Raw genomic sequence first — 19,334 nt, 5'->3', positions numbered from 1 at the left:
TGTGTGTTTAAAGAGCCTGCTTGCGCTGGGAGGTTTGCGCGCCGAAATCGCTAATAGCAGTCCACGTCACGGGCCCGTTTGCAGATTGAGGCACAGAAAAATATTGCTCGCTGAAAGGTGCGACCATCATTGAAATCGCCCCCGGCGTTGTTCTTGTGTCAGTCACAGGGACACTTTTCCCGCCCACGGCCAGCTCGCCAAAGGAGACGTAAAACGGCGTTGGGTTTTTCGCAATGAGCTTGTTCCCCTGGCGGCGGAAGGTGATTTTTTCATAGGCTTGTAGCGCATCGGTTTCTTTCAAATCAGCAGGACGCCAGAACAGCTTCAGACGCGTTTTCATCGCGAATTGCAGCGTATTCTTGTCTTTTAAGTCAGGTGATAACGCCGAGACGGATTTCACATTCGCCAGAAATAAAGATTCGCGATCTGCGGGCAGATTTTTTTTATCGCCGGTAAAAATGATGTGCAAAAGGGTCTGACGATTTCCCTGTAATTTATAGACAGGCGGCGTAATGATGAAAGGTGCTTTTGCATCGTTGGGGTAACTCACCCAGCTTTGCACCAGATATCGAGTATGAGGGTCTTTATTTTTGAGTGCTATTTGTACTTCGGATTTATTCGATGGATAAATAATTCGCGTGCCACCGAGAACCACACTTGCCTGTACTGAACAGCAAGAGATAATCAAACATCCACCTAACAATTTTAATAAATAATTCATACTACGTTCCAGAAGGCAGCCCTTTCAGGCTGCCAAAATAGATTTAGCGATAAACAACCTCGAACGTTGCAGATGAGGAGTAGTGACCTGCTGTTGGTTTGTTATCACCAACCTGAATAACTTTCGCGGTGTAATTAAAGACAGATGCTGTGGCGCCAGTGGCATCGTTCGCAACATCGGTACCGGCTTCCGGTTCTGATCCGTTGAAAACCACGTCCCCCTTAGTCCCATTTTCATTACTGACAATGATGCCAACGTTGGTCGCATTGCCAGCGCCGGAAAGATCGTTCTTCAGGCGCTTGTATTCCGCATCCGTTGTGGTGCCGCTGAACTTGAGGTTCAGTTTGGCAACCAGCGGATCACATTTTTTCACTTCAATCTTAAAGGCCTTCGACGTCCCGACCTGACCGTCAGTACCAAAATCAGAAGGATAAGTATCTGCAAATGTGACGGTGGAAGTATTGGACCCCGAGCCATCAACATCAATTTCACAGGTATCCGCCACAATTTTTCCGGCGAAATTTACCGTACCAGAATCATTCGCTGCAAATACCGGCAGAGAAAGTGCAGCCATAAACGTGCTGGCCAGCACCGTTGAAACAACATATTTACTCATAACAATATCCTTATATGTGATGATGAAGATATCCATTCTTGATATATACAAAAATGTTGGGAAGTCCTCTAAGGAATATCCTGTGAGGTCAGTAAATTTCTGGGGAGGATTTAATCAGATTATTCTTCATCACGTCTAGATCGCAAAATGATAATGCCCGAATAATCGGACACAACTTTCTGTTTTAGATGAAAAAAAGCAAAAATTAATAATTCTACATTTTAAATTTAATAATTTTAAATATAAATGAATGTAAACATAAAAAAAGGCCGCTTAATCCTTAAGCGGCCTTTTATTCAGGAAACTAATTAGTTTCCGCCAAACATGTCTTTGATCCAGCCGGCGACACCGTCGCTGTCTTTCTTCTCATTCTGCTGCTGCGGCTGTTGCTGCGGCTGCTGGGGTTGAGAAGACTGATCGAACGGGTTACCTGTCGGTTCTTCTGGCTGACTTTGCTGGCACAGCGCATCCGGGTTAGTCGTCCAGACCGGCAGCGTACGCATCCCGCCACCGCAAATAAAGTTGCCCGATGCGTCCACGCCCATATCAACGATATCTTCCGGGGCAACCAGGTTCAGCGGCACCGGAGACTGGTTGGCCAGATAGCGCTGGTAAATCGACATCGCACCGCTCGCGCCATACAGTTTGGTCGGCTGGTTGTTATCGCGCCCCACCCAGGTGATGACCACTTCACGACCATCAATACCGGCGAACCAGGTATCGACGTTGTTGTTGGTGGTCCCGGTTTTACCCGCCAGATGCAGGCCCGGATACTTCGCTCCCAGCTGGCGGCCGGTACCGCGCTGGACAACCTGCTGCATGGTCCACAGCGTCATATAGGCCGCCTGCGCCGGAACTGCACGTTCTGCCTGCGGGAAGCTCTGATACAGCACGGAGCCATCTTCGGCAATCACCGAACGCAGAGCGGAAAGCGGAGCACGGTTACCGCCGCTGGCGATGGTCTGGAACGCCTGCGCCACTTCGATTGGCGTCAGGTTAAGCGCCCCCAGAATCATCGCTGGCACCGGGTGCAGCTGATCTTTCGGTACCCCCAGCTTCTGCCAGGTGTCGGTAATGGCCGGCAGGCCCAGCGCCATTCCGAGGTTAACCGTTGGCACGTTCATCGAGCGGGTTAACGCATCCACCAGCATGACCTGGCCGCTGAACTGTCTGTCATCGTTCTGCGGTGACCAAACCTGGCCGTTAGGCTGGCGCAGGGAAATTGGCGCATCGGCAATCCAGGTATTCAGGCGATAAAGATTCGGCTGGCTCAGCGCGGTCAGATAGGTCGCCGGTTTTGCCAGTGAACCAATTGAACGACGCGCCTGCATGGCACGGTTATAGCCCGCAAACTGCGGCTCAGCACCGCCCACCATGGCACGAACTTCGCCGGTGTTACGGTCAACCACTACCATCGCGGTTTCCAGATCGCTCAGCTTACGCTGCTTTTTCAGCGCCGGAATACCTTCTACCGCCGCTTTTTCTGCGGCGTCCTGTGCCACGGAGTCAAAGGTGGTAAAGATCTTCACGCCGGAGAGATCTTTCACTTTATCCCCGAGCTTAGACTGCAGCTCCTGACGCACCATCTGCATAAAGGCAGGCTGCGGAGAGATCACCCCACCACGCGGCTGAACGCCCAGCGGACGCGCGCTCAGCATGTCGTACAGCTCCTGGTCAATCACCTGCTGTTGTTGCAGCAGACGCAGCACCAGGTTACGACGCTCCAGCGCCAGTTTCGGGTTACGCCACGGGTTGTAGATCGACGCGCCTTTCACCATGCCCACCAGCAGCGCCTGCTGGTCAAGGCTCAGCTCTTCTACCGGACGACCAAAGTAGTACAGGCTCGCCAGCGGGAAGCCGCGGATCTCGTTGTCACCGCTCTGACCGAGGTACACCTCGTTCATGTACAGCTCAAGAATACGATCCTTGCTGTAGCGCGCATCCATCAGCACGGCCATGTACGCTTCGTTGGCTTTACGCCAGTAAGAGCGCTCGCTGGAGAGGAACAGGTTTTTCACCAGCTGCTGGGTCAGGGTACTTGCCCCCTGCACCGTACGCCCGGCAGTCAGGTTCGCCAGTACCGCACGACCAATGGAGTAAAGGCTAATACCGTCGTGCTCGTAGAAGTGGCGGTCTTCGGTTGCCAGCAGGGTATCTACCAGCAGATCCGGGAAGCCATTACGCGCCACGAACAGGCGCTGTTCGCCGTTTGCGGACGACAGCATGGTGATGAGACGCGGATCGAGACGGAAGAAACCGAACTGGCGATCGTTATCCATGTTCTCAATGGTTTCCAGACGATCGCCGTCAAAGGTCAGACGCGCGCGCACCTGCCCTTCTTTACTGTCCGGGAAGTCGAACGGACGGCGGATCATCTCAATGCTTTTCGCCTGGACGGTAAATTCACCCGGACGGGTCATTTTCGTGACCTGACGATACTGCGTGGCTTGCAGCAGCTTCACCATCTCGTTCTTGCTGATGGACATGTCCGGCTCAAGGTTCACCATGCGGCCGTACACTGCCGCAGGCAATTGCCAGACTTTCCCGTCGATACGGCTGCGGATCTTCTGATCCAGATAAACGCCGTAAATCGCGATCAGGACAACAAAAACAATGAACAGCTTCAGCAGCAACCAGAACCAGCCGCGCTTACCACGAGGCTTACGCCCTTTGCCTTTCACTTTACGTGGCATCGGTTCTTCATCCTCATAATCGTCTTCATAGTCATCGTCATACTCCTCATCTCTGAGGCGACGACGGCTTACCTTTTCTTTCGCCGGACGCGTCGGCTTTCCCTTACGTCCTATTGGCTCGCGGTCATTCCCCGCCATGCTTTTTCTCCGCAACATTCAGGCGCAAAGGCCAGATTTTCTTATCTTGCACAGGTCAGTGAAAGAAGAAATCTCTCAAAGTTTGTTTATCCCTTTCCCCGTGGGAGAGGGCCGGGGTGAGGGCATCAGGCCGCACTCCCCTTTTCGATCCATTACGAATATTTCTTCGTGCGCCGTGTCGGCGCGGTATTCGCCGGATCGTCCGGCCAGACGTGTTTGGGATATCGCCCTTTCATCTCTTTCTGCACTTCACGATAGCTCCCCGCCCAGAACGCCCCCAGATCGCGGGTGATCTGCAAGGGACGATGCGCAGGCGAAAGCAGCTCAAGCACTAACGGCACGCGCCCTTCAGCGATGGACGGCGTGGTGGCCTCACCAAACATCTCCTGCATCCGAACCGCCAGCGCCGGCGGATTATCCTCATGATAACGAATGGCAATCCGGCTCCCGGTTGGCACAGTGTAATGCCCAGGCAGTTCACTATCCAGACGTTGACGTAACGACCAGTCCAGTAAATTCTGTAACGCTGCCTTAACATCAAGCGCCTTCAGGGCGCGCAGCGAGTGTACGCCGTTCATCTGCGGCAACAGCCACTGTTCAAGCGTCGCGAGCAGCGTCTCATCATCCACCGCTGGCCACCCCTGTTCCGGCAGCCACTTCGCGGCGCAATGCAGGCGAATGCGATACTGTTCGGCCTCCGGCGTCCAGTTCAGTACGCTCAGCCCTTTTTCCCGAATGCCGTTCAGCATCGCCTGGTGTAACTCTTCCTCCGACGGCTTCGCCAGCGGTTTCGTCCCGAGCGTCAGTTTGCCAATCTGGCTACGACGGAACGCCTTCAGCGTGCCCTGGGCATCATCCCATTCCACGATGTCAGATTGCTGAAGCAGCTGCGGGCAGGCACGCGTCAGCGCGTCAATATCCACGGCAACCGCCTGTAAAATACGCGCGTCCGGGGAGTGGCTGCCCTGGAGCAAGAGCGGCGCGATCAGCCATTCGTGACGCGTCAGGGCGTCATCGCTGTCCAGCATCGCGCCCATCCCATTTGCCAGCTGATAGCGACCATCCAGCCCGCGACGGCGAGCGATCCTGTCCGGGAAGGCCTGGGCCAGCAGAGGGATAACTTTATCGCTGTCAGGCGAACCGCCCCGGCAATTCAGGCGTTTACACAGCTGCTGCGCGCGTTGTTGCCAGTTTCCCTGATGGCGAGAAAAGGCCTGTCCCAGATCGCTGCTGCCACCGCGCGGCGGCTCCTCAAGAATAGCCGCCAGTTTTGCCGCCGTGGCAATTTCATCGTCGCCCTGTGCTGCCACCAGCATTGCCGCCAGACGCGGATCGTTGCCCAGCGCCGCCATTTTCTGACCGCGCGCCGTCAGTCGCTCGCCTTCCAGCGCGCCAAGCTGGGTCAGCAGGCTGCGCGCGGCGGAAAGATTCACGACAGGCGGAGGATTAAGCCAGGTGAGCTGGTCAGGGTCCGGGCAGCCCCACTGCATCAGATCCATCACCAGCCCGGAGAGATCGCTTTGTAAAATCTCAGGCGTGCTCTGCAATGCCGCACGCTCCGCCTGCTCGGCGCTGGTTAAATGCAGGCAAATACCCGGCTCAAGACGCCCTGCTCGCCCTGCGCGCTGCACCATCGAGGCCTGGCTGATGCGCTGCGTCAGTAGCCTGGTCAGCCCGGTACGCGGATCAAAACTGGCTACCCTCTCCTGCGTACTGTCCACCACCAGGCGAATGCCTTCGATGGTCAAACTGGTTTCCGCGATATTGGTTGCCAGCACCACTTTGCGCTGCCCCGCCGGTGCGGGAAGGATCGCCTTGCGCTGGTCAGCCAACGGCAGCGCGCCGTAGAGCGGGCACAGCATAACGTCACCGTTCACCCGGGATGCCAGCTGCTCCTGTACGCGCTGGATTTCGCCTACGCCGGGTAAAAACAGCAGCAGCGAGCCGGGCTCCTGGCGGAGCAATTCGGCGGTGGCGATGGCAACCGCTTCGTCAAAACGCTGATGGGTAGGCAGCGGCTGATAGCGGCGCTCGACCGGGAACGCACGCCCTTCAGAGGAGATCATCGGCGCGTCAGGGAGCGTCTGCCGGAGCCGCTCGTTATCCAGCGTCGCCGACATAATCAGCAACCGAAGGTCGTCGCGCAGCCCCTGCTGAACGTCGAGCAGCAGCGCAAGGGCCAGATCGGCCTGGAGGCTGCGCTCGTGAAATTCATCAAGGATCACCAGCCCGACGCCGGTCAGCTCCGGATCGTTTTGCAGCATACGGGTGAGAATACCCTCGGTGACCACCTCCAGCCGCGTGGACGGTCCAACGCAGGTTTCGGCGCGCATCCGGTACCCTACCGTCTCGCCCGGTTTTTCATTCAGCAGTTCAGCCAGGCGCTGCGCCACATTGCGCGCCGCCAGCCTGCGCGGCTCCAGCAGGATAATTTTCCCGCTGATGCTCCCCTCGCGCAGAATTTGCAGGGGCAGCCAGGTGGATTTACCCGCTCCGGTGGGCGCGCTGAGCAAAACCTGTGGCGCATGTTCTAAAGCTGCGAGTAGCTCAGGAAGGACGACGGCGACGGGCAAAGAGGACACTTACGGCTCCAGAGGGTTAACATTAATCGGCGTACATTGTAGCATCGGCGCATATCATTACCGAGTCTTGCGCATGTCTGAGTCAAAACGGCTATTCTTCGCCATTGAATTACCCACCACGCTTCAACGGCAGATTGTTCGCTGGCGCGCCAGCCACTTCCCCGCGGAAGCGGGCCGCCCCGTCGTCGCCGCCAATATGCACCTGACGTTAGCCTTTCTTGGTGAAGTAAGCGCTGAAAAGCAGCGCGCGTTAAGCGCAATGGCCGGACGCATTTCGCAGCCGGGGTTTACGCTGCATCTTGACGATGCCGGGCAATGGCTGCGCTCTCGGGTGGTCTGGCTGGGGACGCGGCAGCCCCCTCGCGGACTGCTACAGCTCGCCAACATGCTGCGGGCGCAGGCCGCGCGCAGCGGCTGTTATCAGAGCCCGCAGCCGTTTCATCCCCACATTACCCTGCTGCGCGATGCGGGTCAGGCCGTTGCCATCCCGCCACCGGGCTTTCACTGGTCCTTTCAGGTGAATGAATTTGCGCTGTACGAATCTGCCTTTGTACAAGGACGCACCCGCTATACTCCGCTTCAGCGCTGGACGCTGGGCGACACGTTAAGGAATCCTGATGAAGTTTAGCCCTGCACTCCAGCCCGCCACGCTGATCCAGCGTTACAAACGCTTTCTCGCTGACGTGATCACCCCTGAGGGCGAAACGCTCACGCTGCACTGCCCTAACACCGGCGCCATGACCGGTTGCGCCACGCCGGGTGACACGGTCTGGTATTCCACATCAGAAAATACTAAACGCAAATATCCTCATACCTGGGAAATGACCGAGACGCAAAGCGGGGCATTTATTTGCGTGAATACCCTGCGCGCAAATCAGCTGGTTAAGGAAGCCCTGACAAATGGAATGCTTCCTGAACTGGTGGGTTACGGCACGCAAAAAAGCGAAGTGAAATATGGCGATGAAGGCAGCAGAATTGATTTTATGTTACAGGCGGAAGAGCGCCCTGAGTGCTATATTGAAGTGAAATCAGTGACGTTAGCGGAACAGGAAAACGGCTTCTTTCCGGATGCGGTAACGCTACGTGGCCAGAAGCATCTGCGAGAGCTAATGAGTGTAGCGGCGGCGGGCAAGCGCGCCGTGTTGCTGTTTGCGGTTCTGCATTCAGCCATTGAACGGTTTTCCCCGGCCCGTCATATTGATCCTAAATACGCGCAATTGTTGAATGAGGCACAAAAGCAGGGGGTAGAGATTTTCGCTTATAAAGCGGAACTTTCTGCCGATAATATGACTCTGAGATCCTCTCTTCCCATTGTCTTATAAGGGATTAGACGATTGACTAATAAGTGTTCTGGCCGCGTGCGCAAATACGCTTTTCCTCACAGGGTTGTCAAGTGTTACGTTTAGATAATTGCCATACGGAAAAGCATCTGCTATTTATAGCGACCTGATTTTTCCCCCAACACGGGGATCGATAGTGCGTGTTAAGGAGAAGCAACATGCAAGAAGGGCAAAACCGTAAAACATCGTCCCTGAGTATTCTCGCCATCGCTGGGGTGGAGCCGTATCAAGAGAAGCCGGGCGAAGAGTATATGAACGAAGCCCAGCTGTCGCACTTCAAGCGTATTCTTGAAGCATGGCGTAATCAACTCAGGGATGAAGTCGATCGCACCGTTACACATATGCAGGATGAAGCTGCTAACTTCCCGGACCCGGTCGACCGTGCCGCTCAGGAAGAAGAGTTCAGCCTCGAACTGCGTAACCGTGACCGCGAGCGCAAACTGATCAAAAAGATCGAAAAAACGCTGAAGAAGGTCGAGGACGAAGATTTTGGCTACTGCGAATCCTGCGGTGTTGAAATCGGTATTCGTCGCCTGGAAGCGCGTCCAACAGCCGATCTGTGCATCGACTGTAAAACGCTGGCAGAAATCCGCGAAAAACAGATGGCCGGCTAACGCCTGCCCTCTCACTACTCAGCTAAGGCGGGAGTCTCTCCCGCCTTGTTACCGTTGATATGTCTGAATCTCACTATATCGGGCGCTTTGCGCCATCTCCCTCCGGTGAATTACACTTCGGCTCATTAATTGCCGCGCTCGGCAGCTACCTACAGGCTCGCGCCCGTCAGGGTCAATGGCTGGTCCGCATTGAAGATATCGATCCTCCACGTGAAGTTCCCGGTGCAGCAGAAACTATTCTGCGTCAGCTGGAACATTACGGTCTTCACTGGGACGGCGACATACTCTGGCAGTCTCAACGCCATGATGCCTACCGTGAACGTCTGGCGTGGCTTGCTGAACAGGGCCTTTCCTATAACTGCACCTGCACGCGGGCGCGAATTCAGAGCGTGGGTGGCGTTTACGACGGCCACTGCCGTACGCGGCACAACGGTCCTGAGAATGCCGCCGTGCGGCTGATACAGCGTTCTCCGGTGACGCAGTTTACCGACGTACTCTCAGGAACAATTCAGGCGGATGAACGCCTGGCGCGTGAAGATTTTATTATTCACCGTCGTGATGGTTTGTTTGCCTATAACCTGGCGGTGGTTATCGATGACCATTTCCAGGGCGTTACGGAAATCGTGCGCGGGGCGGATCTGGTTGAGCCTACCGTGCGGCAAATATCGCTTTACCAGCAGTTTGGCTGGGCGGTGCCGGATTACATCCATCTGCCGCTGGCAGTCAATGAACAGGGAAATAAGCTATCGAAACAGAATCATGCCCCGGCGCTGCCTGACGGCGATCCGCGCCCGGTTTTGATCGACGCGCTGCGATTTCTCAACCAGAATGTAACGCAGGAATGGCAGGATCTGAGTCTGGATGAATTGCTGAAAACGGCCATTGCTGACTGGACGCTTATGGCCGTGCCAAAAATCCAGCATTCTCAAATGCGTTGCGCTGAGCTATGATTAGCCGCTTTTTTGATAACAAAACACACTACGAGGTGTACTATTTTTACCCGAGTCGCTAATTTTTGCCGTAAAGTGCTGAGCCGCGAAGAGAGCATGGCGAACGACGCTATTGCACAGCCACACATGTCGGTCATTCCGCGTGAGCAGCACAATATTTCCCGCAAAGATATCAGTGAAAATGCCCTCAAGGTGCTCTATCGTCTGAATAAAGCAGGCTACGAGGCCTATCTCGTCGGCGGCGGGGTGCGCGATTTACTGCTGGGCAAAAAACCAAAAGATTTCGACGTGACGACCAGCGCCACGCCTGAGCAGGTGCGTAAATTATTCCGCAACTGCCGTCTGGTTGGCCGCCGTTTCCGTCTGGCGCACGTGATGTTTGGACCGGAAATTATTGAAGTGGCGACCTTCCGCGGTCACCACGAAGCGGGCGTTAACGATCGCACGACTTCCCAGCGCGGCCAAAACGGCATGCTGCTTCGTGACAACATCTTCGGCTCTATTGAAGAAGATGCTCAGCGTCGCGATTTCACCATCAACAGCCTTTACTACAGCGTGGCGGATTTTACCGTGCGCGATTACGTCGGCGGTATGCAGGATCTGAAAGACGGTCTGATTCGCCTGATCGGCACGCCGGAAACACGCTATCGCGAAGATCCGGTCCGAATGCTTCGCGCCGTGCGTTTCGCCGCCAAGCTGAACATGCGTATCAGCCCGGAAACCGCAGAGCCGATCCCGCGCCTGGCGACGCTGATCAACGACGTGCCCCCTGCCCGTCTGTTTGAGGAGTCGTTAAAGCTGCTCCAGGCAGGCTACGGGTTTGAAACCTACAACCTGCTGCGTGAGTACAACTTGTTCCAGCCGCTGTTCCCGACCATTACCCGCTACTTCACCGAAAACGGTGACAGCGCAATGGAGCGGATAATTGCGCAGGTGCTGAAGAACACCGATACCCGTATTCATAACGATATGCGCGTGAATCCGGCGTTCCTGTTCGCGGCCATGTTCTGGTATCCGCTGCTGGAAACGGCGCAGCGCATTACCCAGGAGAGCGGTCTCGCCTATTATGATGCGTTCGCGCTGGCGGCAAACGACGTGCTGGACGAAGGCTGTCGCACGCTGGCGATCCCGAAACGTATTACCACGCTGGTGCGTGATATCTGGCAGCTTCAGCTGCGTATGTCCCGCCGTCAGGGTAAACGCGCCTGGAAGCTGATGGAGCATCCTAAGTTCCGCGCCGCGTTCGATCTGCTCTCTCTGCGTGCTGAAGTTGAAAGGAACCCGGAACTACAGCGCCTGGCGCAGTGGTGGGGCGAGTTTCAGGTTTCTGCGCCACCGGAGCAAAAAGATATGCTTACGGATCTGGATGATGAACCGGCACCGCGCCGTCGTCACCGTCGCCCGCGCAAACGCGCACCGCGTCGTGAAGGTACGGCATGACCCTTGCGTATATCGCCATCGGCAGCAATCTGGCCTCTCCGCTGGAGCAGGTTAACGCTGCCGTGCAGGCCCTGGGAGAGATCCCCCAAAGCCGCATTGTCGCGCTGTCCTCATTTTACCGTACGCCGCCGCTCGGCCCGCAGGATCAACCTGATTATCTGAACGCCGCCGTGGTGCTGGAAACGACCCTTGACGCAGAAACGCTGCTGGATAATACCCAGCGTATTGAGCTACAGCAGGGTCGTGTCCGCAAAGCCGAACGCTGGGGACCGCGCACGCTCGATCTCGATATTATGCTTTTCGGTCACGAGGTGATTAACACCGAACGCCTCACCGTTCCGCATTACGACATGAAAAACCGCGGGTTTATGCTCTGGCCGCTGTTTGAAGTCGCGCCCGATCTCACCTTCCCTGACGGCTCCTCGCTGCAAGCCGTTCTGCAAAATCTCAACGCGGATAAACCGGCCCGCTGGTAATCCCGCCTCCGCATCGATTAACCATTCCTTATTTGCGGTTAATCGATTGCCTAAAATCATTGTTCCCTCAAATGTTACTGTTAGAATGCGCAAAGATTCGCTTTTGGGCCATCAGGAAACAGTATGAAACCAACCACCATCTCCTTATTGCAGAAATGCAAACAGGAAAAAAAACGCTTCGCCACTATCACCGCGTATGACTACAGCTTCGCAAAACTGTTTGCCGAAGAAGGGATCAACGTCATGCTGGTCGGAGACTCGTTAGGGATGACGGTACAAGGACATGATTCCACTCTGCCGGTCACGGTCGAGGATATTGCTTACCATACCCGCGCCGTGCGCCGGGGTGCCCCCGCCTGCCTGCTGCTTTCCGATCTGCCGTTTATGGCGTATGCCACCCCGGAGCAGGCCTTCGAAAATGCGGCGACAGTGATGCGCGCCGGCGCCAATATGGTCAAAATCGAAGGCGGCGCCTGGCTGGTCGATACGGTGAAAATGCTCACCGACCGCGCCGTGCCGGTTTGTGGTCATTTGGGGCTGACGCCGCAGTCGGTCAACATCTTTGGCGGATATAAGGTGCAGGGCCGAGGCGATGCGGCGCAGACGCTGTTTGATGATGCCGTGGCGCTGGAAGCCGCGGGCGCGCAGCTGCTGGTGCTGGAGTGTGTGCCGGTTGAGCTGGCTAAGCGTATCACTGAGGCGCTGTCGATTCCGGTGATCGGCATCGGCGCGGGTAACGTCACCGATGGCCAGATTCTGGTCATGCACGACGCCTTTGGGATCACCGGTGGCCATATTCCAAAATTTGCTAAAAATTTCCTGTCAGAAGCAGGCGACATGCGTGCTGCTGTGCGGCAGTATATTGCCGAGGTTGAGTCCGGCGTTTATCCGGGCGAAGAACACAGTTTCCATTAAGGAGTCCAGGTGTGCTAATCATAGAAACCCTGCCGCTGCTGCGTCAGCATATTCGTCGGGCGCGTCAGGAAGGTAAACGTATCGCCCTTGTCCCAACCATGGGCAACCTGCACGACGGCCATATGAAGCTGGTCGATGAAGCGAGAGCCCGGGCAGATATCGTGGTGGTCAGTATCTTCGTTAACCCGATGCAGTTCGATCGCGAAGACGATCTGGCGCGCTACCCACGTACCTTGCAGGAAGATTGCGAGAAGCTCAAAAAACGTCATGCGGATATCGTCTTCGCACCGGCACCCGCAGATGTATATCCCCAGGGTACCACTGAATCGACTTATGTCGACGTGCCGGGTATTTCGACCATGCTGGAGGGCGCCAGCCGCCCGGGCCATTTCCGTGGCGTCTCCACCATCGTCAGCAAGCTGTTTAACCTGGTGCAGCCGGACATCGCCTGCTTTGGCGAGAAAGATTTCCAGCAGCTGGCGCTGATCCGCAAAATGGTTGCCGACATGGGCTACGACATCGAGATCGTCGGCGTGCCGATTGTACGCGCGAAAGATGGCCTGGCGCTCAGCTCCCGTAACGGCTATCTAACCGCCGAACAGCGTAAAATTGCGCCGGGCTTAAGCAAAGTCATGAATACCATGGCAGAGCAACTGCTGGCAAAAGCGTTAACAGCAGAAGAGATTATCGCCCTGGCTGAACAGGCGCTGAACGAGAAAGGTCTTCGTGCTGACGACGTTCAAATTCGGGATGCCGATACGCTTCTGGCGCTTACGGAGACCAGCAAACGTGCGGTAATTCTGGTGGCGGCATGGCTCGGCCAGGCCCGCCTTATCGACAACAAAGTGGTTGAGCTGGCGTAGTTTTACTACCCGGAAGATGAAAGGTAAACGTAATGATTCGCAAAATGCTGCAAGGTAAGCTTCACCGTGTGAAAGTCACCCAGGCCGACCTGCATTATGAAGGCTCCTGCGCGATCGACCAGGATTTCCTTGATGCTGCGGGCATCCTTGAAAACGAAGCGATTGATATCTGGAACGTTAACAACGGCAAACGTTTCTCAACCTACGCGATTGCTGCCGAGCGCGGTTCTAAAATCATCTCCGTTAACGGCGCGGCTGCACATTGCGCGGACGTAGGTGATATCGTCATTATCGCCAGCTTTGTCATGATGTCCGATGAAGAAGCACGCCGCTGGCAGCCGAAGGTGGCTTATTTCGAAGGCGACAACGATATGAAACGCACCGCGAAGGCGATTCCGGTTCAGGTGGCGTAAGCGTATCTAAGATATAATTAAATTACCCGGAGAGCACTTCGGGTAATGAATTCATAATTTCAGGGAATAAATAAAACACATTAATATACCCAATAAACCTCAAGATGCAGGTTTGAGCACCTGAAAATGATCGTTAATTCGGGACGTCAGAAAACCCGCTATCCCCGGTAACGTATGGCTGAAAAATTCAGATATTGCATCCCTGAACTCCCTGCTGTTGCTGAAGTAGCGGTTATTCCGGGCATGTTCGTTCATTAACTTCCACATTCGTTCTATCGGATTCAGGTTCGGGCTGTACGGCGGGAGGTAATGAAGTTTTATATTTACCACCTCCGCCCAGTCTTTCACTAACTGTGAACGGTGATAACCAGCACCATCCAGAATAACATGAACTTTCTGCTGATAATCTGGATAAATTTTACGTATCTCATTGAAAAAACGAGATACGTTGTATTCATTAACCGTTTTATATTCGCAGATTAGCGGATGTTCCGGGGCCTTCAGATTCAGCGCCCCCATGATATTCAGCCGTGTACGACTACCTGTTGTTTTTACCGCTTTTCTCTGGCCTTTACGTATCCAGCCATAACCTATTTTGGTGGCCTGAGTCGGATGGACAGCATCAATAAAAAGAACCGGTTCATCACCTGCGGTGGCTTTGAGTTCCTCATAATATTCAATGAATTGCTTTTGTTTCTCTTCACTGAATTTATGCGGGACGCCTGACGGTTTTTTATAGGTGAAGCCGTTCCGGTGCAGCCACTTATTCATTCCCGGAATGCTGAAAACGATGTTCCATGTCCGCGCGACAAACGCGACAATATCACGGGTATGGTAAAATAAATTGTCGGATAAGTGGCTGATTAAAAAAGCCGTTTGTTCAGCGCTGAGTTTGCTGTCTGAGCCGCCATTTTCGGGCTTCAGCTTGCCTTTGTTCAGAAACTCGCTGATATGGTGGTCAACAGTAGTCTGATGCAGGCGTAAAGCCTGAGCGATCATGGCCGAACTCCAGCCCTCGGAGGCCAGAAGAATGGCTTTAATGCGATCGCAAACGCGCTTATCACGACTGGAGTCATGAAGACGCTCAAGTTCAGCTTTTTGTTGGTCAGTGATAAAGATTTTCATGGGGACAGCATGATCTCCTGTTGCTGAAAAATCAAGCGTCTTCAATGATCACGGGTATATAAATTTATTATTGATATACCACCAATCTCTATTCACGCCATACATCACCTATAACTCATAATTATCAGCAACCTATAAATACACTTATTAACTAAAAAAACGTTTAAGTAATTCTAATGGCAAACGACTTTCCATCGCCATCCCCCCTCAATTAGAATCCTTTTCCCGAAACATTAGTTCGGAACAAACATAGGCTTTGCGTATGTTTAATTTTTAGCATTTAATATGGATATAAAAAATGTCTTTTAATAAATTAGGTCTGGCAACTGTAGTAGCAATGGTTCTGAGCGCTGGTTCTGCAATGGCGGCTCCTTCAGATACAGGTACCATTACTTTCCACGGTATGGTTTCTAACAACACCTGTAAAGTATCCCTGGATCAGAAAATTGACCAGGACGGTAACGATTTCGACGTTAACCTGGATACCGTGTTTGTAAAAGATTTCGCCACTGCACTGAGCACCGACAGCACCTTGGGCGAGAAGAAATTCTCCCTGACGCTGACCGGCTGTGATTCTGCTACCGTTTCTCAGGCATCTGCTCAGTTCGATTCATGGGCGGGTTCTTCTTCCACTTCCGGCGGCCTGCTGGTTCCACCAACAAACACCCAGGGCGCTGCGAAAAACGTCAACCTGGTTCTGTCAAACGATGGCAACTCTGCTACCGATCAGATCAAACTTGATCAGACCAACAACACCCAGAAAGCCACTATTGATACCAATGGCGCAGGCGCACTGTATTACCGTGTAGCTTACACCCAGGGTCAGGGCTGGGACGCAAACAGCAACCCAGTAACTGCGGGTGTTGTTCAGGCTCAAGCTGCTTTCACAATGATCTACGAATAATTCTAAAAACGTAGTTCAAGAGTACTATTCATCCCCTGACATTCGTCGGGGGATTATTTGATATCATTCCAACAGGAAGTGGAAAAATGTTAAGTACATCATTTTATAAGGGATTAAAAGTAGCCTGCCTTACTGCTGCTGTTTTTGCATCATTTCAGGCAAGTGCGGATATCGTTATTTCGGGTACGCGTATTGTTTATCAACAATCGCAGAAAGATGTCATTGTTTCTTTAGATAACCGTGGTAAAAAACCGTTATTGGTACAGTCATGGCTCGATGATGGCCGTGATGATACTAACCCACAAGAATTAAAATTACCGTTTATTATCACTCCACCTGTATCCAGAATTGATCCGCAAAAAGGTCAATCCGTTCGTATTTCTTATCTGGGCGGTTCATTGCCTAAAGATCGAGAATCCTTATTCTGGTTCAATGTGCTTGAAATCCCACCAAAATCAAAAGTAAAAGACGGTGAAAGCCCAAACCAGCTTCAGTTAGCATTCCGCACGCGTATTAAACTCTTTTTCCGTCCTGACGGCCTGAAAGGTACGCCAGGAGACGCTGCAGCCAAAGTAACATGGTCGCAGCAAAAACAAGGCAGCACGGTTAACCTGGTCGCCCACAATGATTCACCTTATAACGTTTCAATTTCGAACGTCACATTGAAATCCGCAGGCAAAGTATACCAGGTTGATCATAAATCAATTTTACCTTTTAGCACTCAAGCCATGCAGATAAAAGGCCTCAGCAATACGACTGTGGGTTCTGTTGCTTACGAAACGATTAACGACAATGGCGGCTCTGATAATTTCGAAGCCAAACTCAATTAATCAATACAACACCGCCACATTATAAAAATAAAACGTTCGAATGCTGTGAAGCATTCGAGCGGCGACTTGTCTGGATGAAGCATGCTATTTCAACGTTCACTCTTATGCCTCGCTATCTGTGCAGCATTACCGCTACATGCCAGCGAGAATGGAAAAAATAATGTAGACACCGCTTCCGAATCAGAATCGGCCATTGAATTTAATGACCAGTTCCTTATCGATAATGGTGGAAGTATCAACGTTGAGCGTTACGCTTACGGCAACCCGGTATTGCCGGGCACCTACCGTGTAAAAGTGAATTTGAATGGCAATTCAAAATCCACGGTTGAGATGACATTCGTTGATAATAAAACGCCTCGCGCCTCAGCATGTCTGACAAAACTCATCTTGGCTCAATCAGGTATAGATACCAGCAAATTAGGCGATGACGTCGAGAAGGATGAAGCGGCCTGTGTAGATATAAAGAAATATTATCCTGGTGCATCTGAGCATTTTGACAGCGGTAAGCAGGAAATGGATCTCAATTTTCCACAGATCTATGTGCTTAAACTCCCTGCGGGGTATGTCGATCCCTCTTTATGGGATGACGGCGTTACCGCTGGATTGCTCTCATACGATCTCAATACCTGGCACAGCGAATCTAACGGAACAAACTCGGATACTGCCTATGCAGGGCTGCGCTATGGCCTGAACATGGGTGCGTGGCGTTTACGTTCTCGCGGCAGCATGAACTGGGACAGCGATAACGGTTCGCACTATTCAAGCCAGGATATCTATCTTCAGCGAGACATTACACCGCTTAACGCACAGATGGTTTTGGGTGATTCCTACACCCGCGGCGATATCTTTGACTCGGTGAGCCTGCGTGGGACGCGGATGTTTAACGATGACCGCATGCTCCCACAAGGCGCTACTGGTTATGCGCCCGTGATTCGCGGCGTGGCAAACAGCAACGCTAAAGTTAGCGTAATGCAAAGCGGTAACAAGATTTATGAAACGACCGTTCCACCGGGTGCTTTTGAGATCAATGACCTCAGTACCACAGGCTATGGCAATGATTTGATTGTTACCGTTGAAGAAGCTGATGGAAGTAAACGGACGTTTACCGTTCCGTTCTCCTCGGTAACGCAAATGCTCCGCCCGGGTTCCAGCCGGTGGGATGTCGGTTTAGGCGAGCTGAATGATGATTCACTGCATGACAAACCCAAAGTCGGTTATGCGACCTATGCGTATGGCCTGAATAATACCTTTACCGGCTACGTTGGCGCGCAATATACAGATATGGATTTCTATGCCAGCCTGCTTGGCCTGGCAATGAACACCCGTATTGGTGCATTTGCATTCGACGTGACGCAGTCCTATGCCGACATCGATGGGCTCGACACGCTTAAAGGACAGAGTTACCGGCTGACCTACAGCAAAATATTGGAAGCGACAAACACCTCCTTGAACGTGGCAGCCTATCGCTTCTCAACGGAGGATTACCTTAGCCTGAATGATGCCGCCTCTTTGCAGGACAGTATCCATCATCAGGAATACGGTAACCGTTCCTATGACAGCAATGCGCAACTGTATGCTGACTATCAGCGTACAAAAAACCAGGTTCAGGTCAGTCTTAACCAGCCGTTAAATGTAAGCGGTGAGGAATACGGTTCTCTCTATATTAGCGGCACCTGGGAGGATTACTGGAACGATAGCAGTTCAACTTCTGACTACAGCCTGGGCTACAACAATAGTTTCGCGTACGGCAGCTATAACGTTTCACTCCAGCGTACCTATAACGAATCGGGTGAGAAGGATGACAGCGTATACGTCAACCTCAGTGTCCCGTTCAGCGTTTTTGATAAAGACCATACGCAGTCAGGCGGGTTTAACAACGTCAACATGAGCCTGCGCTCAGATTTGAAAGGCGGTACCAGCTTCAACTCTACGGCGAGCGGTAACACCAAAAACAGTGACGTCAGTTACTCCGTTAGCGCCTCTTCAAGTGGTGGAAATTACGGCAATCTCAACCAGATCAGCGGTTTTAGCTCATGGAACAGTCCTTACGGCCCTCTCGGTGTCTCGGCGTCCTTTGGTGATGACAACAGTAAGCAATATTCTGCGAGTTACAACGGTGGGATGGTTGTTCACTCAGGTGGCGTTGTATTTACGCCAGGCAGTATCGGCGAAACGGATTCACTGGCGCTGGTGAAAGCGAGTGGCGCGACAGGGGCTCGCCTGGGTTATGGCCAGAGCCGTATTGATAGCTCCGGGTACGGCATTATGCCGTATATGTCTGCCTACAGAGAAAACCGGGTTTCAATTGATATCAGCACCCTCGAAGCGGATGTCGAAATTAAAAACACAAGCGCAGTTGCTGTGCCGCGTAATGGCTCCGTTGTATTAGTGAATTTTGAAACGGACGAAGGCCGTTCGCTTGTTCTGGAATTACAACGTTCTGATAAGGGCTTTATTCCGCTGGGCGCAGATGTGCTGAACGAGAAGAATGAACCAATTGGAACAGTAGGACAAGCTGGGCAAGCGTATGTACGCGGTGTGGAAGATAAAGGTGTCCTGAGAGTGGTATGGGGCAGCGATAGTACCAGTTCTTGTACCGTACATTATCAGATCCCAGCGAATGCGCAAAAAGCGGGTCTCACGACCCTTCTGAGTAATCAACAGTGCCAAATGCAATGATATTTACAACAGGGAATCACACCCATGGGAAATAA

17 protein-coding genes are annotated in these 19,334 nt (G+C 53.0%); 12 read left to right on the top strand and 5 right to left on the bottom strand.

The window, feature by feature from the left end; genetic code table 11:
- Positions 1–7: 7 nt before the first annotated feature.
- From AC4OVU_RS04585 to hrpB, 4 genes are all read right to left on the bottom strand, one after another.
- Complete coding sequence (locus tag AC4OVU_RS04585) at positions 8–721, bottom strand: fimbrial biogenesis chaperone (protein WP_491928630.1); 714 nt, start codon at positions 719–721, stop codon at positions 8–10.
- 43 nt (positions 722–764) lie between these two features.
- Positions 765–1,373: a fimbrial protein gene (locus AC4OVU_RS04580; protein ID WP_017383750.1), complete on the bottom strand. Its 609-nt coding sequence runs from the start codon at positions 1,371–1,373 to the stop codon at positions 765–767.
- A gap of 272 nt (positions 1,374–1,645) precedes the next feature.
- Positions 1,646–4,168 (bottom strand): bifunctional glycosyl transferase/transpeptidase, encoded by a 2,523-nt coding sequence (mrcB, locus tag AC4OVU_RS04575; RefSeq protein WP_491928629.1) that lies wholly within the window; start codon positions 4,166–4,168, stop codon positions 1,646–1,648.
- Positions 4,169–4,320: 152 nt separating this feature from the next.
- Positions 4,321–6,750 (bottom strand): ATP-dependent helicase HrpB, encoded by a 2,430-nt coding sequence (hrpB, locus tag AC4OVU_RS04570; protein WP_110293050.1) that lies wholly within the window; start codon positions 6,748–6,750, stop codon positions 4,321–4,323.
- Between the two features lie 73 nt (positions 6,751–6,823).
- Here hrpB and thpR point away from each other — a divergent pair, with 73 nt between their 5' ends.
- From thpR to panD, 9 genes are all read left to right on the top strand, one after another.
- Positions 6,824–7,378: an RNA 2',3'-cyclic phosphodiesterase gene (thpR, locus tag AC4OVU_RS04565; protein ID WP_003856249.1), complete on the top strand. Its 555-nt coding sequence runs from the start codon at positions 6,824–6,826 to the stop codon at positions 7,376–7,378.
- Positions 7,368–8,072 (top strand): DNA/RNA nuclease SfsA, encoded by a 705-nt coding sequence (gene sfsA / locus AC4OVU_RS04560; protein WP_015572707.1) that lies wholly within the window; start codon positions 7,368–7,370, stop codon positions 8,070–8,072. Before thpR ends, sfsA begins: the two co-directional genes overlap by 11 nt.
- A 176-nt stretch (positions 8,073–8,248) precedes the next feature.
- Positions 8,249–8,704 carry an RNA polymerase-binding protein DksA gene (gene dksA, locus AC4OVU_RS04555; RefSeq protein ID WP_001155232.1) on the top strand — a complete coding sequence of 152 codons (456 nt, stop codon included), beginning with the start codon at positions 8,249–8,251 and terminating at the stop codon, positions 8,702–8,704.
- Between the two features lie 59 nt (positions 8,705–8,763).
- Complete coding sequence (gene gluQRS / locus AC4OVU_RS04550; protein WP_023295934.1) at positions 8,764–9,654, top strand: tRNA glutamyl-Q(34) synthetase GluQRS; 891 nt, start codon at positions 8,764–8,766, stop codon at positions 9,652–9,654.
- 42 nt (positions 9,655–9,696) lie between these two features.
- The gene (gene pcnB, locus AC4OVU_RS04545) at positions 9,697–11,094 is read left to right on the top strand and encodes a polynucleotide adenylyltransferase PcnB (RefSeq protein WP_026080645.1); all 1,398 of its coding nucleotides are present in this window, start codon (positions 9,697–9,699) and stop codon (positions 11,092–11,094) included.
- A complete protein-coding gene (folK, locus tag AC4OVU_RS04540; protein WP_015572706.1) occupies positions 11,091–11,570 on the top strand; it encodes a 2-amino-4-hydroxy-6-hydroxymethyldihydropteridine diphosphokinase in 480 nt (159 codons plus the stop codon). Before pcnB ends, folK begins: the two co-directional genes overlap by 4 nt.
- Before the next feature lie 123 nt (positions 11,571–11,693).
- A complete protein-coding gene (panB, locus tag AC4OVU_RS04535; protein ID WP_015572705.1) occupies positions 11,694–12,485 on the top strand; it encodes a 3-methyl-2-oxobutanoate hydroxymethyltransferase in 792 nt (263 codons plus the stop codon).
- A gap of 11 nt (positions 12,486–12,496) precedes the next feature.
- Positions 12,497–13,348 (top strand): pantoate--beta-alanine ligase, encoded by an 852-nt coding sequence (panC, locus tag AC4OVU_RS04530; protein ID WP_047051290.1) that lies wholly within the window; start codon positions 12,497–12,499, stop codon positions 13,346–13,348.
- A 32-nt stretch (positions 13,349–13,380) separates the two neighbouring features.
- Positions 13,381–13,761, top strand: coding sequence for an aspartate 1-decarboxylase (gene panD, locus AC4OVU_RS04525; protein ID WP_006810068.1), 381 nt, complete (start codon positions 13,381–13,383; stop codon positions 13,759–13,761).
- A 99-nt stretch (positions 13,762–13,860) separates the two neighbouring features.
- Here panD and AC4OVU_RS04520 read toward each other — a convergent pair whose 3' ends face one another.
- Positions 13,861–14,886 carry an IS630 family transposase gene (locus AC4OVU_RS04520; RefSeq protein ID WP_040118421.1) on the bottom strand — a complete coding sequence of 342 codons (1,026 nt, stop codon included), beginning with the start codon at positions 14,884–14,886 and terminating at the stop codon, positions 13,861–13,863.
- Positions 14,887–15,184: 298 nt separating this feature from the next.
- Between AC4OVU_RS04520 and AC4OVU_RS04515 the strand changes: the two genes are divergently transcribed.
- The 3 genes from AC4OVU_RS04515 to AC4OVU_RS04505 all read left to right on the top strand — a co-directional run bounded on the left by AC4OVU_RS04515 (position 15,185) and on the right by AC4OVU_RS04505 (position 19,299).
- Positions 15,185–15,790, top strand: coding sequence for a fimbrial protein (locus AC4OVU_RS04515; RefSeq protein WP_045347247.1), 606 nt, complete (start codon positions 15,185–15,187; stop codon positions 15,788–15,790).
- Positions 15,791–15,876: 86 nt separating this feature from the next.
- Entirely contained in the window at positions 15,877–16,620 is a 744-nt protein-coding gene (locus tag AC4OVU_RS04510) for a fimbrial chaperone (protein WP_045347246.1), read from the top strand.
- 81 nt (positions 16,621–16,701) lie between these two features.
- The gene (locus tag AC4OVU_RS04505) at positions 16,702–19,299 is read left to right on the top strand and encodes an outer membrane usher protein (protein ID WP_491928628.1); all 2,598 of its coding nucleotides are present in this window, start codon (positions 16,702–16,704) and stop codon (positions 19,297–19,299) included.
- Positions 19,300–19,334: the final 35 nt, after the last annotated feature.

It is taken from the genome of Enterobacter sp. 6722112, assembly GCF_058661685.1.
Note: the sequence above shows the minus strand (reverse complement) of the source record. Positions and strands in the feature narration are given on the sequence as shown.

Coding starts and splice junctions, on each gene's coding strand:
- folK (WP_015572706.1), top strand. CDS start 11,091: ATGACCCTTGCGTATATCGCCATCGGCAGCAATCTGGCCTCTCCGCTG.
- AC4OVU_RS04585 (WP_491928630.1), bottom strand. CDS start 721: ATGAATTATTTATTAAAATTGTTAGGTGGATGTTTGATTATCTCTTGC.
- AC4OVU_RS04510 (WP_045347246.1), top strand. CDS start 15,877: ATGTTAAGTACATCATTTTATAAGGGATTAAAAGTAGCCTGCCTTACT.
- AC4OVU_RS04505 (WP_491928628.1), top strand. CDS start 16,702: ATGCTATTTCAACGTTCACTCTTATGCCTCGCTATCTGTGCAGCATTA.
- mrcB (WP_491928629.1), bottom strand. CDS start 4,168: ATGGCGGGGAATGACCGCGAGCCAATAGGACGTAAGGGAAAGCCGACG.
- AC4OVU_RS04520 (WP_040118421.1), bottom strand. CDS start 14,886: ATGAAAATCTTTATCACTGACCAACAAAAAGCTGAACTTGAGCGTCTT.
- AC4OVU_RS04515 (WP_045347247.1), top strand. CDS start 15,185: ATGTCTTTTAATAAATTAGGTCTGGCAACTGTAGTAGCAATGGTTCTG.
- panB (WP_015572705.1), top strand. CDS start 11,694: ATGAAACCAACCACCATCTCCTTATTGCAGAAATGCAAACAGGAAAAA.
- panD (WP_006810068.1), top strand. CDS start 13,381: ATGATTCGCAAAATGCTGCAAGGTAAGCTTCACCGTGTGAAAGTCACC.
- gluQRS (WP_023295934.1), top strand. CDS start 8,764: ATGTCTGAATCTCACTATATCGGGCGCTTTGCGCCATCTCCCTCCGGT.
- dksA (WP_001155232.1), top strand. CDS start 8,249: ATGCAAGAAGGGCAAAACCGTAAAACATCGTCCCTGAGTATTCTCGCC.
- thpR (WP_003856249.1), top strand. CDS start 6,824: ATGTCTGAGTCAAAACGGCTATTCTTCGCCATTGAATTACCCACCACG.
- sfsA (WP_015572707.1), top strand. CDS start 7,368: ATGAAGTTTAGCCCTGCACTCCAGCCCGCCACGCTGATCCAGCGTTAC.
- AC4OVU_RS04580 (WP_017383750.1), bottom strand. CDS start 1,373: ATGGATATCTTCATCATCACATATAAGGATATTGTTATGAGTAAATAT.